The sequence below is a fragment of the Streptomyces sp. NPDC006487 genome (genome assembly GCF_042870555.1).
Taxonomy (GTDB): Bacteria; Actinomycetota; Actinomycetes; order Streptomycetales; family Streptomycetaceae; genus Streptomyces.
The window spans coordinates 93,740-107,338 of sequence record NZ_JBIAHN010000001.1 but is presented as its reverse complement, the minus strand read 5'-3'; the positions used below and the strand labels follow the sequence as shown (position 1 = coordinate 107,338).

Annotated in this window: 16 protein-coding genes; 7 read left to right on the top strand and 9 right to left on the bottom strand. The window is 71.6% G+C overall.

Translation table 11 applies throughout. The features are described 5' to 3' along the window. The first annotated feature begins 124 nt into the window (after positions 1–124). From ACFYM0_RS00525 to ACFYM0_RS00510, 4 genes are all read left to right on the top strand, one after another. Positions 125–1,153, top strand: a complete 1,029-nt coding sequence (locus ACFYM0_RS00525) for a 6-phosphofructokinase (protein ID WP_388495226.1) — start codon at positions 125–127, stop codon at positions 1,151–1,153. Positions 1,154–1,286: 133 nt separating this feature from the next. Then, complete coding sequence (locus ACFYM0_RS00520) at positions 1,287–2,225, top strand: cytochrome c oxidase assembly protein (protein WP_327257377.1); 939 nt, start codon at positions 1,287–1,289, stop codon at positions 2,223–2,225. Between the two features lie 32 nt (positions 2,226–2,257). Then, a complete protein-coding gene (locus tag ACFYM0_RS00515) occupies positions 2,258–2,416 on the top strand; it encodes a hypothetical protein (RefSeq protein ID WP_327251573.1) in 159 nt (52 codons plus the stop codon). A 76-nt stretch (positions 2,417–2,492) separates the two neighbouring features. After that, positions 2,493–3,203 (top strand): lysophospholipid acyltransferase family protein, encoded by a 711-nt coding sequence (locus tag ACFYM0_RS00510; protein WP_388495225.1) that lies wholly within the window; start codon positions 2,493–2,495, stop codon positions 3,201–3,203. A 42-nt stretch (positions 3,204–3,245) separates the two neighbouring features. On the opposite strand, the gene ACFYM0_RS00505 is transcribed toward ACFYM0_RS00510, so the two are convergent. From ACFYM0_RS00505 to ACFYM0_RS00475, 7 genes are all read right to left on the bottom strand, one after another. After that, a complete protein-coding gene (locus ACFYM0_RS00505) occupies positions 3,246–4,934 on the bottom strand; it encodes an alpha/beta hydrolase (RefSeq protein ID WP_388495224.1) in 1,689 nt (562 codons plus the stop codon). Positions 4,935–5,155: 221 nt separating this feature from the next. Then, complete coding sequence (locus tag ACFYM0_RS00500; RefSeq protein ID WP_388495814.1) at positions 5,156–5,902, bottom strand: urease accessory protein UreD; 747 nt, start codon at positions 5,900–5,902, stop codon at positions 5,156–5,158. A gap of 131 nt (positions 5,903–6,033) precedes the next feature. Beyond that, positions 6,034–6,738 (bottom strand): urease accessory protein UreG, encoded by a 705-nt coding sequence (ureG, locus tag ACFYM0_RS00495; protein ID WP_388495223.1) that lies wholly within the window; start codon positions 6,736–6,738, stop codon positions 6,034–6,036. 60 nt (positions 6,739–6,798) lie between these two features. Beyond that, entirely contained in the window at positions 6,799–7,473 is a 675-nt protein-coding gene (locus ACFYM0_RS00490; protein WP_388495222.1) for an urease accessory protein UreF, read from the bottom strand. Positions 7,474–7,506: 33 nt separating this feature from the next. After that, the gene (locus tag ACFYM0_RS00485) at positions 7,507–9,228 is read right to left on the bottom strand and encodes an urease subunit alpha (RefSeq protein WP_388495221.1); all 1,722 of its coding nucleotides are present in this window, start codon (positions 9,226–9,228) and stop codon (positions 7,507–7,509) included. Then, on the bottom strand, positions 9,221–9,532 hold the full coding sequence (locus ACFYM0_RS00480; RefSeq protein WP_388495220.1) for an urease subunit beta: 312 nt from the start codon (positions 9,530–9,532) through the stop codon (positions 9,221–9,223). Before ACFYM0_RS00480 ends, ACFYM0_RS00485 begins: the two co-directional genes overlap by 8 nt. A gap of 14 nt (positions 9,533–9,546) precedes the next feature. Next, positions 9,547–9,849: an urease subunit gamma gene (locus ACFYM0_RS00475; RefSeq protein WP_266876111.1), complete on the bottom strand. Its 303-nt coding sequence runs from the start codon at positions 9,847–9,849 to the stop codon at positions 9,547–9,549. A gap of 304 nt (positions 9,850–10,153) precedes the next feature. On the opposite strand from ACFYM0_RS00475, the gene ACFYM0_RS00470 reads away from it, so the two are divergent. Beyond that, on the top strand, positions 10,154–10,543 hold the full coding sequence (locus ACFYM0_RS00470; RefSeq protein ID WP_388495219.1) for a VOC family protein: 390 nt from the start codon (positions 10,154–10,156) through the stop codon (positions 10,541–10,543). Between the two features lie 6 nt (positions 10,544–10,549). On the opposite strand, the gene ACFYM0_RS00465 is transcribed toward ACFYM0_RS00470, so the two are convergent. After that, on the bottom strand, positions 10,550–11,002 hold the full coding sequence (locus ACFYM0_RS00465) for an ATP-binding protein (RefSeq protein WP_388495218.1): 453 nt from the start codon (positions 11,000–11,002) through the stop codon (positions 10,550–10,552). A gap of 197 nt (positions 11,003–11,199) precedes the next feature. Between ACFYM0_RS00465 and ACFYM0_RS00460 the strand changes: the two genes are divergently transcribed. Together ACFYM0_RS00460 and ACFYM0_RS00455 are read left to right on the top strand one after the other, a co-directional pair. Continuing rightward, positions 11,200–12,087, top strand: a complete 888-nt coding sequence (locus ACFYM0_RS00460) for a helix-turn-helix transcriptional regulator (protein WP_327251582.1) — start codon at positions 11,200–11,202, stop codon at positions 12,085–12,087. Positions 12,088–12,099: 12 nt separating this feature from the next. Beyond that, complete coding sequence (locus tag ACFYM0_RS00455; protein WP_243339618.1) at positions 12,100–12,321, top strand: DUF397 domain-containing protein; 222 nt, start codon at positions 12,100–12,102, stop codon at positions 12,319–12,321. Positions 12,322–12,421: 100 nt separating this feature from the next. On the opposite strand, the gene ACFYM0_RS00450 is transcribed toward ACFYM0_RS00455, so the two are convergent. Next, complete coding sequence (locus tag ACFYM0_RS00450) at positions 12,422–13,597, bottom strand: 8-amino-7-oxononanoate synthase (protein ID WP_388495217.1); 1,176 nt, start codon at positions 13,595–13,597, stop codon at positions 12,422–12,424. Positions 13,598–13,599: the final 2 nt, after the last annotated feature.

Below are 13,599 nucleotides of genomic sequence, written 5' to 3'. Positions count from 1 at the left end.
ACTGATCTGACCAGCATGTGGAGGATGGTTCAGTCCACCCTCGATCCGCTTGTAGGGTGCTGGGTAGTTCCAACCGGACGACGTGGTCCGGTCGTCGGCCCACGTTGCAAAGGTCCTCCCTGCCATGCGCATAGGTGTGCTCACTTCCGGAGGCGACTGCCCCGGGCTCAACGCCGTCATCCGCTCCGTCGTGCACCGCGCCGTCGTCGACCACGGGGACGAGGTCATCGGTTTCCACGACGGCTGGCGCGGCCTCCTGGAGTGCGACTACCGCAAGCTCGACCTGGACGCCGTGAGCGGCATCCTGGCCCGTGGCGGAACGATTCTGGGCTCCTCCCGGGTCCAGCCCGCCCATCTGCGCGACGGCGTGGAGCGGGCCCGCGGCCACGTCGCCGATCTCGGCCTGGACGCCATCATCCCGATCGGCGGCGAAGGCACCCTGAAGGCCGCGAACCTGCTCTCGCAGGGCGGCCTGCCGATCGTCGGCGTCCCCAAGACGATCGACAACGACATCGCCTCCACCGACGTCACCTTCGGCTTCGACACCGCCGTCGGGGTCGCCACCGAGGCGCTGGACCGGCTGAAGACCACCGCGGAGTCCCACCAGCGGGTCATGGTCGTCGAGGTCATGGGCCGGCACACCGGGTGGATCGCCCTGCACTCGGGCATGGCGGCCGGCGCGCACGCGATCGTCGTTCCGGAGCGCCCCTTCGACATCGAGGAGCTGACGGCGATCGTCGGCGAACGCTTCCAGCAGGGCAAGCGCTTCGCGATCGTCGTGGTCGCCGAGGGCGCCAAGCCCGCCGGGGGCAGCTCGATGGCCCTCGAGGAGGGCGGCACCGACATGTACGGCCACGAGCGGTTCGCCGGAATCGGCAACCGCCTCGCGGTCGAGCTGGAGGAGCGCCTCGGCAAGGAGGCCCGGCCGGTCATCCTGGGCCACGTCCAGCGCGGCGGCACTCCCACCGCGTACGACCGCGTCCTGGCGACCCGCTTCGGCTGGCACGCCGTGGAGGCCGCCCACCGGGGCGAGTTCGGGATGCTCACGGCGCTGCGCGGCACGGACATCGTCATGGTCCCGCTCGACGAGGCGGTCCAGACCCTGAAGACGGTCCCGTCCGAGCGCTACGACGAGGCGCAGAACGTGCTGTGATCCTTCCCCTTTTCTGCGTGTCACTCCCGTAATGGCCGCCCCCGGACGATTTCCCGTCCGGGGGCGGCATTACTGTGGTGGGGCACCACGGGTCAAGGGAGTGAAGAGATTGAGTTACCTCGCGCACGACGGCATGGACATGCACGACATGGACCTGCCGCCCTTCACCCTCGGGCGCGGGCTGGAGTTCTCCTTCGACGCCTTCTTCCTCATCGGCTCGCTCCTCGGCCTCGCGCTGTACGGGTGGGGCGTGGTGCGGCTGCGCCGGCGCGGGGACGCCTGGCCGGTCGGGCGGACGGTCGCCTTCACCATCGGCGTGCTGAGCGTGGCCCTGGTGATGTGCACCAAGCTGAACGACTACGGCATGGTCATGTTCAGCGTGCACATGGTCCAGCACATGGTGATCAGCATGCTCAGCCCGATCCTGCTGCTGCTGGGCGCGCCCGTGACGCTGGCCCTGCGCGCGCTGCCGCCGGCGGCCCGCGGTCACAAGGGGCCGCGCGAGCTGCTGCTGATGCTCCTGCACAGCCGGTACATGAAGGTGATCACCCATCCGGTGTTCACCATCCCGATGTTCATCGCCAGCCTCTACGGGCTGTACTTCACCCCGCTCTTCGACTTCCTGATGGGCTCGAAGACCGGCCACATCGCGATGATGGTGCACTTCCTCGCCGTCGGCCTCGTCTTCTTCTGGCCGATCATGGGCGTGGACCCGGGCCCGCACCGCCCCGGCTACGTGATGCGGATGCTGGAGCTGTTCGCCGGCATGCCCTTCCACGCCTTCTTCGGCATCGCGCTGATGATGGGCAGCGAGCCGATGATCAAGACGTACGCGAACCCGCCCGCCTCCCTCGGCATCGACCCGCTGCTCGACCAGCAGTGGGGCGGCGGCATCGCCTGGGCCTTCAGCGAGATCCCCTCGGTGCTGGTGCTGATCGCGCTGGTCTACCAGTGGTACCACTCGGAACAGCGGGCCGCGAAGCGCTCCGACCGGTCCGAGGACCGCAACGGGGACCAGGAGCTGGCGGCCTACAACTCGTATCTCGCCTCGCTCCAAGCGCGTGGCCAGTAGCGCCGGACCACCTTCAGGCGCCACCATGGGGCATGACCGGATCCGTGAAGGCGATGGCAGTGATGACCTTCGCCTCTCTGGTGGCGATCGCCACGTATTCCGTGGCCCTGGGAAGCAACGGCTGGCTGTGGTTCGGCTGGGTGGTGCTGGGGCTGCTCACCGCGGGAATGGCGGCCACGGGCGGTGCCTGAGCCGCCGCCCCCTCCACCCCCTCGCGAGCCGTCCGTAGGATGTCCGTGACCACGGGACGTCGACGGGAGCCGCTTGGTGTTCTACCACTTGCTCAAGCACGTGATCCTGGGGCCGCTGCTGCGGCTCCTGTTCAGGCCCCGCATCGAAGGACTGGAGAACATCCCGGAGGACGGGGCCGCGATCATCGCGGGCAACCACCTGTCGTTCTCGGACCACTTCCTGATGCCCGCGATCCTCAAGCGGCGCATCACCTTCCTCGCCAAGGCCGAGTACTTCACCGGACCGGGCGTGAAGGGACGGCTCACCGCCGCCTTCTTCCGCAGCGCCGGACAGATCCCGGTCGACCGGTCCGGTAAGGACGCCGGTCAGGCGGCGCTCCGCGAGGGGCTCGGGGTGTTGTCCAAGGGAGAGCTGCTCGGCATCTACCCGGAGGGCACCCGCTCGCACGACGGGCGGCTCTACAAGGGCAAGGTCGGCGTCGCGGCGATGGCACTCGGCGCCGCGGTGCCCGTCGTCCCGTGCGCGATGGTCGGGACCTTCGAGATCCAGCCGCCCGGGCAGAAGATCCCCAAGATCCGCCGGGTCACGATCCGCTTCGGCCGGCCGCTGGACTTCTCCCGGTACGCGGGGATGGAGGGCGAGCGGGCCGTGCTGCGGGCCATCACCGACGAGATCATGTACGAGGTCCTCGCCCTGTCCGGCCAGGAGTACGTGGACCGGTACGCCGCCGAGGTCAAGGCGGAGGAGGAGGAAGCACGGAAGAAGGCCCGGCGCAGATTGCGCTGAGCCCTCTCCCGTGCGGTGTGGAGCCGTTCCCGCCCGGTCCGGCTAGCGGATGGCCGGGAGCTCGTCGATCGCCTGCTGGTCGGCGGCCGGGGCCGGCGCGATCAGCTTGGCGGCGACGGGGGCCGGGGCCACGGGGGTGGCGTGCGGATCGCACGTCACGTTCCGGGCGTCGACCTTGCCGGTGAGCAGGTAGGTGTCCACCCGGGTGTTGATGCAGGGGTTCACCAGGTTGGTGACACCGTGCGAGCCGGCGCCCTTCTCGGTGATGAGGCGCGAGCCGGCGAGCCGCTGGTTCAGCGAGACCCCGCCCTTGTACGGCGTGGCCGCGTCCCGCTCGGCCTGGACGATCAGCACCGGAGGCAGGCCGCGGTGAGCGCCGACCCCGACCTCGATCGCGTGGTGCTGCTTGGACTTCCAGGTGGCGCAGGGCAGGTTCATCCACGCGTTGGCCCAGGTCATGAAGGGGTACTGGGCGTGCAGCTTGGTGTTGTCCCGGTCCCACTTGGACCAGCTGGTGGGCCACTTGGCATCGGCGCACTCGACGGCGGTGTAGACGGCGTTGCCGTTCTCGGCCGATGCGTTGCCCTGGATGTCGCTCATGTCGGGGGCGATGGCGTCGATCAGCGCCTGCTCGTCACCGGCGGCGTACGCGGCCCAGGTCTGGGCGACGGGCACCCAGGAGGAGTCGTAGTACGGGGCGCTCTGGAAGAAGCCGATCAGCTCGGCCGGGCCGACGATCCCGCCGAGCGGGTTGGCCTTGGCCTTGGCGCGCAGCTCCAGCCACTTGGCCTCGACCGCGGCGCGGGTGGTGCCGAGGTGGAAGGAGGCGTCGTTCTTGGCGACCCAGTCCTCCCAGTCGTTCCAGCGCATCTGGAAGGCGACGTCCTGGCCGAGGTTGGCCTCGTACCAGATGTTGTCGCGGGACGGGTCCACCACGCTGTCGACGATCATGCGGCGCACGTGCGTCGGGAACAGGGTCGCGTAGACCCCGCCGATGTAGGTGCCGTAGGAGACGCCGAGGAAGTTCAGCTTCTTCTCGCCGAGGGCGGCACGGATGACGTCCAGGTCACGCGCGACGTTCGGCGTGGTCATGAACGGCAGCATCTCGCCGCTGCGCTCCTTGCAGCCGTCCGCGTACTCCTCGGCGAGCTTGCGCTGGGCGTCCTTGTCGGCCTTGCTGCCCGGCACCGGGTCGGCCTTGGGGGCCTTGACGTACTCCTGCGGGTCAATGCAGGAGATCGGCGCGGAGTGGCCGACGCCGCGCGGGTCGAAGCCCACGAAGTCGTACGCCTTGGCGGTGTTGACCCACAGCGGGCTGTTGGTCGTGATGCGGCGGGGGAAGCGCATGCCGGAGCCGCCGGGGCCGCCGGGGTTGTAGACGAGCGCGCCCTGGCGCTCTTCCTTGGTGCCGGTGCTGACGGCGCGGTCGACCGCGAGGTCGATCGTCTTGCCGAAGGGCTTGCTGTAGTCGAGCGGGACCTTCACGAAGCCGCACTGGATGGGTGCCGCGAATCCCCAGTCGGGCGGACAGTCCTTCCAGTCGATCCCGGCGCGCGCCGCGCGGGCGGCGGCGATCTGGGTGCCGAACGCCTCGGCGATCGGGTTGTCGCGGCCGGAGGGGCCGGACGAGAAGGTGGAGGAGGCCGACGCCGACGGGGCGAGCAGCAGGCTCGCCGCCAGCGTGCCGGTGACCAGAGTGGCGGCGCTCCCCAGCACCGCGTTGCGTATCACGTGGTTGTTCCCCCTGCGTCATCTGCCGCCGTGGGCGGCGTGGTTCGTGCCGGTGTGGATGTGCGTCGGCATGTGCAGGGGATACTTCCGCCTGACCGGGAGCGGGCGACAGAGCACGGGGCCGTTCTTTGCCAACCCGATATCCGGAAGCGGGTGTACCGCTGAGCGGTGTCGGGTTCGTCCCGGGTTCGGCGGCGGTCTGCCGTGGCGGCCGTCAGGGTTCACCAACCGTAGGCGGCGCAGGCGGAGTCGAGCAGGTCGCGGAGCCGCAGTGCGTCCGGGGCCAGGGCCGTGACCAGGACGGCCGGACCCGCCAGCGGAGTGATCGCGGCGAACTCCCCCAGCATCCCGGCCTGCGGCGGGGCCGTCGCGAACTCCGGGTCCACCACCAGCAGCTGGCCCAGTGCCCGGTGGCCCGCGAGTCCCGCCGGACCGTCCCAGCCGCCGGGCGCGCCGGGTCCGCAGGCCACCTCCTGGTCCAGCAGCGGGCGGCCGTCCCGGGTCACGGTGAGCCGGGACCGCAGCAGGCCCGGAGCCTCCCCGGTGCGGCCGAGCACCTGCTCCTCGCGCAGCAGCAGCCGGGCGGTGGGGGCGAGTTCGGCGCGGGTACGGACCCGCAGGTCGCTGCCGCGCACCGAGACCAGGGGCTCCGGCAGCCAGCGCACCGCGGCTCCGTCCCCGAGCCGGAGCCGTACGTCGTACCGCGCGGGTTCCCCGTGCCGGCCGGGCAGCGCCAGGGTGGCCGCCGCCGAGCGGAGCACCAGCCGGGCGCCCGGTCCCGCGGTGGCTTCGACCGTGAGGTGGTCACCGCCCAGGGGGGCGCTCATGGCGCCGACCAGCATGACGCCCGCCTCCCCGGGCCCGCCCCGGGTGCGGCGCAGGGCGAGCGGCCCCTCCCCGGCCAGCAGCGGCAGGGCGGTGGAGCCCCGGCCGTCGGCGGCGGCGGCGATCCGGGCGGTGGCGCGCAGGCCGGCCGGAGCGGGGGCCGGGGGGCGGTCGGGGTGTACCGTGCCCGTCGCCGCGGGGACGGGCACGGGGTCGGGCGCGGGGACCCCCGTAGGTCTCACCGCGGGACTCACCGCTGGGCTCACCGCGGGGCTCACCGGGCGGTCCAGGCGGCGATCCGCTCGCGCACCCAGGCGGCCACCGGGCCCACGCCCTCCCCGCCGCGCAGGGACTGGAAGGCGACGGGCAGTTCGCCGCGCTGCGCGGCGGCGTCGCGGGCCATCCGGTCCAGGTCGGAGCCGACGTGCGGGGCGAGGTCGGTCTTGTTGACGACGAGCAGGTCGGCGGTGGTGACGCCGGGGCCGCCCTTGCGCGGGATGTCGTCGCCGCCGGCCACGTCGATCACGAAGATCTGGGCGTCGACGAGCCCGCGGGAGAAGGTGGCGGTGAGGTTGTCGCCGCCGGACTCGACGAGGATCAGGTCGAGCCGTCCGTGCCCCCGGAAGGCTTCCTCCAGCTCCTCCACGGCCTCCAGGTTGGCGGAGATGTCGTCACGGATGGCGGTGTGGGGGCAGGCCCCGGTCTCCACGGCGCTGATCCGCTCGGGCGGCAGGACGGCTTCGCGGAGCAGGAACTCGGCGTCCTCCCGGGTGTAGATGTCGTTGGTGACCACGGCCATGGACAGCTCCGCGCGCAGGGCCCGGCAGAGGGCGGCGACGGTGGCCGTCTTTCCGGAGCCCACCGGCCCGCCGAGGCCGATGCGCAGGGCCCGTCGGGTCCCGTCCGCCCGCAGCGGCTCGGCGCTGTGGGTGTGGCGGTGCGGGAAGGTCACACCGCCGAGGGAGGAGTCGAGGTGCATGGGGGGTCTCCTTGAGCTGAGGCAGGGGGGTGCGGCGCGGGGTGGCGGAGGGATGCGGGGTCAGGAGGCGAACAGGCGTACCGGCCAGTCGGCATGGGCCTGTGCCGCGATGTCCAGCAGCGGCGAGGAGGCGGCGGGCAGGGTGCCCGTACCGCCGGTGCGGGCCCGCAGCGCGGCCCGCTCCGCGCGCCGGGACACGGAGTCCAGCTCGGGGGCGAGCCCGGCCAGGACCCGGCTCGCCTCGAAGGGGTCCAGGCCGAGCAGCCGTACGGTGGCGGTGGCCGGCCCGCTCACGCTCTCGTACGCCGCCACGTGCGCGGCGTCGAGCGGCCCGAGCCCGGCCGACCGGGCCGTCACGCCGAGCACCACGGGCTGGTGCGCCCCGCGCGGGAACGCGGCGGCGAGTGCGTCCAGTTCCGCGCCGGGCCAGGTGGCCCGGGCGGCCCGCATCAGCTGGCGCCCGAGCCGCCGGGCGCAGGCGCGCAGCGCGGGCGACGGGGTCCGGGCGTCGGCGGCCTCGTCGAGGGCCGCCGGGTCGATCCCGAGGGCGGCCGCCGCGGCGAGCCCGGCCGCGACGAGCCCGGCGGTGTGCAGCCGGCCCCGGCAGAACTCGGCCAGGGTGGCGGCGTCGTGGATCCGGCCCGCCTTGCAGGCGGCCTCGGCCCCGCCGGAATGGGCGTGCCCTCCGGCGGGGAAGCGTCCGTCGGCGAGGACGAGGAGGGTGGCAAGGCTCATCGGACGGGACCCCTTCCCATCAGAGGGTTCCCATCAGAAGAGGAAATAGCGCTGGGCCATGGGCAGTTCCGCCGCCGGGGCCGGTTCCACCACCTCGCCGTCGATGGTGACGGTGAAGGTGTCGGCGTCGACTTCCACCCTCGGCATGGCATCGTTGTTGCGCATGTCCGCCTTGGTCACCTTGCGGGTGCTCTCGATGGCGACGAACTCCTTGCCGAGTCCGAGCCGTTCGGGCAGTCCGTCGTCGAGGGCCGCCTGGGCGGTGAAGTTGACCGAGTTGAGCCCGGGGGCCCGCCCGTAGGCCCCGAACATCGGGCGCGGCAGGACCGGCTGCGGGGTGGGGATGGAGGCGTTGGCATCGCCCATCTGCGCGTAGGCGATCTGGCCGCCCTTGATGACCAGTTCGGGTTTGACCCCGAAGAAGGCGGGCTTCCACAGCACGAGGTCGGCGAGTTTGCCGGTCTCGACGGAGCCGATCTCGCGGGCCAGGCCCTGGGCGACGGCGGGGTTGATCGTGTACTTGGCGACGTAGCGCCGGGCCCGGTGGTTGTCGGCGGGTCCGTCGCCGGGCAGGGAGCCGCGCCGCTTCTTCATCACGTGGGCGGTCTGCCAGGTGCGCAGGATCACCTCGCCGACGCGGCCCATGGCCTGGGAGTCGGAGGAGATGATCGAGATGGCTCCGAGGTCGTGCAGGACGTCCTCGGCGGCGATGGTGGAGGGCCGGATCCGGGACTCGGCGAAGGCCAGGTCCTCGGGGACGGCGGGGTTGAGGTGGTGGCAGACCATCAGCATGTCGAGGTGCTCCTCGACGGTGTTGACGGTGTGCGGCCGGGTCGGGTTGGTGGAGCTGGGCAGGATGTTCGGCTCGGAGACCACGGTGATGATGTCGGGAGCGTGGCCGCCGCCCGCGCCTTCTGTGTGGTACGAGTGGATGGTCCGTCCCCCGATGGCGGCGAGGGTGTCGGCGACGAACCCGGCCTCGTTGAGGGTGTCGGTGTGGATGGCGGCCTGGGCGCCGGTCTCCTCGCAGACGGTGAGGCAGGCGTCGATGACGGCGGGGGTGGACCCCCAGTCCTCGTGAAGCTTGAAGCCGAGCGCTCCGCCGCGCAGTTGGGAGTACATGCCCTCGCGGGACATGGTGTTGCCCTTGCCGAGCAGGCCGATGTTGACGGGGTGGGCCTCCAGCGCGGCGAACATCCGGGCCAGGTGCCAGGGTCCGGGGGTGACGGTGGTGGCCTTGGTGCCCTCGGCGGGGCCGGTGCCGCCGCCGACGAGGGTGGTGATTCCGGAGGCCAGGGCTTCATCGATCACGGTCGGGGAGATGAAGTGCACGTGGGCGTCGACGGCGCCGGCGGTGAGGATCTTCCCGTTGCCGGCGATGATCTCGGTCTCGGGGCCGATCACCAGTGCGCGGTCGACGCCGTCCATGGTGTCGGGGTTGCCCGCCTTGCCGATGCCGCAGATCCGGCCGTCGCGGATGCCCACGTCGGCCTTGACGATGCCCCAGTGGTCGAGGATGACCACCCCGGTGATGACGGTGTCGGCGGCGCCCTCGGCTCGGGTGGTGCGGGCCTGGCCCATGGATTCACGGATGACCTTGCCGCCGCCGAAGACGGCCTCGTCGCCGGCCCGGCCGGGGCCGCCGCCGAGGTCCTGCTCGATCTCGACGAAGAGGTCGGTGTCGGCGAGGCGGATGCGGTCGCCCGTGGTGGGCCCGAAGAGGTCTGCGTAGACCTGGCGCGATATCTCAGCCATCGAGCGGCCCTCCGGTCTCCCCGCGCAGCCCCGGGACGGTGCGCAGCCCGGCCAGCGGTACGAGGGTCACGGCGACCGGGATGCCCGGCTCGAAGCGGACCGCGGTGCCCGCGGCGATGTCGAGGCGCAGTCCGTGGGCGGCGCGGCGGTCGAAGTCGAGGCCGGGGTTGGCCTCGGCGAAGTGGTAGTGCGAGCCGACCTGGACGGGCCGGTCGGCGGCGTTGAGCACGGTGAGTCGGGTGACGGGCCGGCCTTCGTTGAGGCGCACCGGGCCGTCCCCGTAGGCGATTTCGCCGGGGATCATGCGGGGACTCGCTCTCAGACGATGGGGTCGTGGACGGTGACGAGTTTGGTGCCGTCCGGGAAGGTCGCCTCGACCTGGACGTCGTGGATCATCTCGGGTATCCCCTCCATGACCTCCTCGCGGGAGAGCACGGTCCGCCCGGAGGCCATCAGCTCGGCCACCGTCCGGCCGTCGCGGGCTCCTTCGAGAATGTGTGCGGTGATCAGGGCTATCACCTCGGGATGGTTGAGGAGCACGCCCCGCGCCTTGCGTCTCTCGGCCACGTCGGCGGCGACGTGGATGAGCAGTCTTTCCTGCTCGTGGGGGGTCAGCTGCACAGCAATCACCAAGCTTCCGGGACATGATCAACAACGCGCCGAGCCGACCCTATGGGCCGTCAACACTTTGTTGACCTGCGCATATCCGAGCCAAGCGTGTCTTGCCCAACACAGGGAAAGGCTTTCCGTCCCGCCCACCGCCGCTTTGCCGGCGCATGGGTGACCATTGACGGAAGGAACGTGGCCGCCACGCTAGGGGCCGCGCTTTTCCGTTGAGTTAACCCACGTTTCGAGCAGGTACCCGGTTCAACTCCGGGCGCCGCACAGCCCGGTTCCGTATACGGAGCCGCCCACGAGGAGCCGCATGTTCGTCAATCCCGTCCGCCACATCACCTTCGACGCGCAGGAGCCGTACCGGCTGGCGCAGTTCTGGTCCGCGGTGACCGGTTTCCCCATTCACCCCGACGACCAGCCGGATGACGACGAGATCCTGCTGGACCCGGCTCAGCCGGGCGTACCCGGGGTGCTCTTCGTCCGGGTGCCCGAGGGCAAGTCCGCGAAGAACCGCGTCCACTTGGACATCCAGCCCGTCACGGGGACCCGCGACGAGAACGTCGAGCGGCTGATAGCTCTCGGCGCGAAGCTGCAGGCCGACCACCGCCGGGAGGGCGGCATGGGCTGGGTCACACTGACCGACCCCGAGGGCAACGAACTGTGCATCGAGCGCAGCGTCTCGGAGCGCGCCGGGTCCTGACCGGCCTCAGCAGCCGGTGGGCGTCCTCGCGGGAGCGCCGGCCGCCACCCAGGGCAGCGCGATCCACACGGTCTTGCCGCCGTCCTCGGTCGGGCTGACCGAGAGCCGGCCGCCCGCTTCCGCGGCGAGCCAGCGGATGATGACCATCCCCCGGCCGTTGTCCTGCTGGACGGCGGCCGGGAGCCGCTTGGGCCAGCGCGGGTGGCTGTCGGTGACCCCGATGCGGAGCCACTCCTCGCGCTCCAGGCGGATCTCCACGGTGAACGTCGGCGACTGGCCGAAGGTGTGCTGCACGGAGTTGGTGGCCAGTTCGGAAACGATGAGCCGGATGCTGTCGGCGGCCTCGGTCCCCTCGGACAGTCCCCACTCGCCCAGCACCTCCGCCACGTAGCGGCGGGCGGCCGCGACCGAGGCGGGATCGCTCGGCAGAGTGACGGATGCTTCCAGATGATCTGCCATGGCGACGGTCCCTTTCCCACCGGGGCGAAGCCGCCCCGGATCTGTGCTGGACGCCAGAGTGCCACCCATCGTCCCGCCGTTTCCGCAGATCCCTCAAGATATGCATATATCTGTCGCTCAATGCGGTGAACTCTGCTACGGAAGAGCGTATTTGGACGGCAGACTGGTGCGAGCTGTGCCGGTGGAAGGAGGCGGGTGTGCAGCATGGTCCCGCAGTGCGCCGACGCAAGCTCGGCGAGGAACTGCGTGCCCTTCGCGACCGGACCGGACTCACCAGCGGTGAGGCGGCCCGGCTGGCGGGATGGCACCAGTCGAAGATCAGCCGTATCGAGACGGGGCGCAGCGGCGTCAAGGTGGAGGACATCCGGCTGCTGCTCGACGTCTACGGGGAGGACGTCGTGAGCGCGCAGCAGCGCGCCCTGCTGGAGGCCCTCTCGGCCTCGGCGGCGGGCCCGGCACCGGATGCCGAGACCGGGCGCGGCCGTCAGTGGTGGCACGACTACCGGGGGCTGCTGCCGCAGGAGTACCGGGACTTCATCAGCCTGGAGGCCGGCGCCCGGTCGGCCCGCACCGTCGAGCTGTCCGTGGTGCCGGGACTGCTCCAGACTCCGGAGTACGCGCGCGCGGTGACCCGGGCCGCGCTGGGCGGGCTGCCGGAGCCGAAGGTGGACGCGCTGGTCGACGTACGGCTGGCCCGTCAGTCCGTACTGCGGGCCGATCCGCCGCTGGAGCTGAGCGCGGTGCTGGACGAGGCGGTCCTGCGGCGCACGATCGGCGGGACGGGGGTGATGGAGGAACAGTTGAGGCACCTGGTGGAGGTGGCGCGTTTGCCCCAAGTGCGGCTTCAGGTACTGCCGTTCAGCGTGGGGGGACATCTCGGCCTCACCGGACCGTTCGTCATCTTCTCATTTCCGAACATCGCCGATCTGGATGTGGTGGTACTCGACCATTTGACGAGTAGCCTCTATCTGGAGCGGAAGGAAGACCTTGAGGCGTACAGCGCCGCGTTCCGCACCATCCAGGCGCACGCCCTCCCGCCCCGCGATTCGTCGGATCTCATCAGCGCCCTCGCTGACGACGCGTAAGGAGGCACCTCCGTGTCCGCAACCCCCTTATCCACAGGCGGACTTCTGAACAGCGCGCGGTGGCGGCGAAGCAGCCGCAGCACCGGAATGAACAACTGTGTGGAAACGGCCGTCCTCGGTGGCGGTCTGCTCGCCGTCCGCGACTCCAAGCGGACGGACGGCCCGGCCGTGCTCTTCACCGGGCCGGCCTGGGACGGCTTCCTCGTCTCCGTTCGTGCGGATCTCGAGACGTAGGCAAGGCGGGCGCATGACGTCGGACATGACGTCATGCACGGCACAGGGCCAAGACTTCAGGCAAGGCGCGGGAACGCCGGAGCGCCCTTAACGGCTCCGTTCAGCGGTCCGTGGCTCCGGCCGGAGCGGTCCTCAGGATCGTCTCCACCGCACGGCTGATCTCCACCCCCGTGAGATCCGCCCGCGCGGTCAGTCGCAGCCGGGAGATGCCGTCCGGTACCGACGGCGGCCGGAAGCACCCCACGGACAGACCTGCCTCGCGGCAGTCGGCGGCCCAGCGCAGTGCCGCCGAAGCCGACGGGGCCCGTACCGACACCACGGCCGCGTCCGGCCGGGCCGCGGTCAGGCCGGACGCGGTGAGCCGCCCGTACAGTTCGGCGGCCACCTCGCGGGCGCGGTCCGCACGCTCCGGTTCCCGCCGGAGCAGGCGCAGGGCGGCCAGTGCGGCGCCCGTCGCGGCCGGGGCCAGCCCGGTGTCGAAGATGAAGGTCCGCGCCGTGTTGACCAGGTGCCGGATCACCTTGGCCGGGCCGAGCACGGCCCCGCCCTGGCTGCCCAGGGACTTCGAGAGGGTCAGCGTCGCGACCACCCCGGGGGCCCCCGCGAGCCCGGCGGCGTACAGCGCCCCGCGACCGCCCTCGCCCAGCACCCCGAGGCCGTGCGCGTCGTCCACCAGCAGGGCCGCGCCCTCCGCGCGGCAGGCCTCGGCGTGGGCCGCGAGCGGGGCGGCGTCCCCGTCGACCGAGAACACCGAGTCGGTGACCAGCATCGCCTGCCCCCGGTGGGCGGCGAGGGTCTTGCGGACGGTGTCCGGGTCGCAGTGCGCGACGACGGCGATCTCGGCGCGCGACAGCCGGCAGCCGTCCACGATCGAGGCATGGTTGCCCGCGTCGGAGACCACCAGGGTGCCCCGGTCGCTGAGCGCGGTGACGGCGGCCAGGTTGGCCGCGTATCCGGAGGAGAGCACCAGCGCGGCCTCGAAGCCGCAGAAGGCCGCCAGCTCCCGCTCGAGGTCCGCATGAAGTTCGGTCGTACCCGTGACGAGACGTGATCCAGTGGCTCCGGCGCCCCAGCGCTCGGCCGCCTCGCTCGCTCCCCGCACCGTTTCGGGGTGCCTCGACAGCCCGAGGTAGTCGTTGCTCGCGAGGTCCAGGAGCGGGGAGGCGGCCGGACGCGGGCGCAGCGTCCGGACGAGTCCGGCCTGCTCCCGGGCCTGCTCCGCGTCGTCGATCCAGGAGAAGACGTCCACGGGGGCGGGGGTGTGCTGGTCTGGCATCG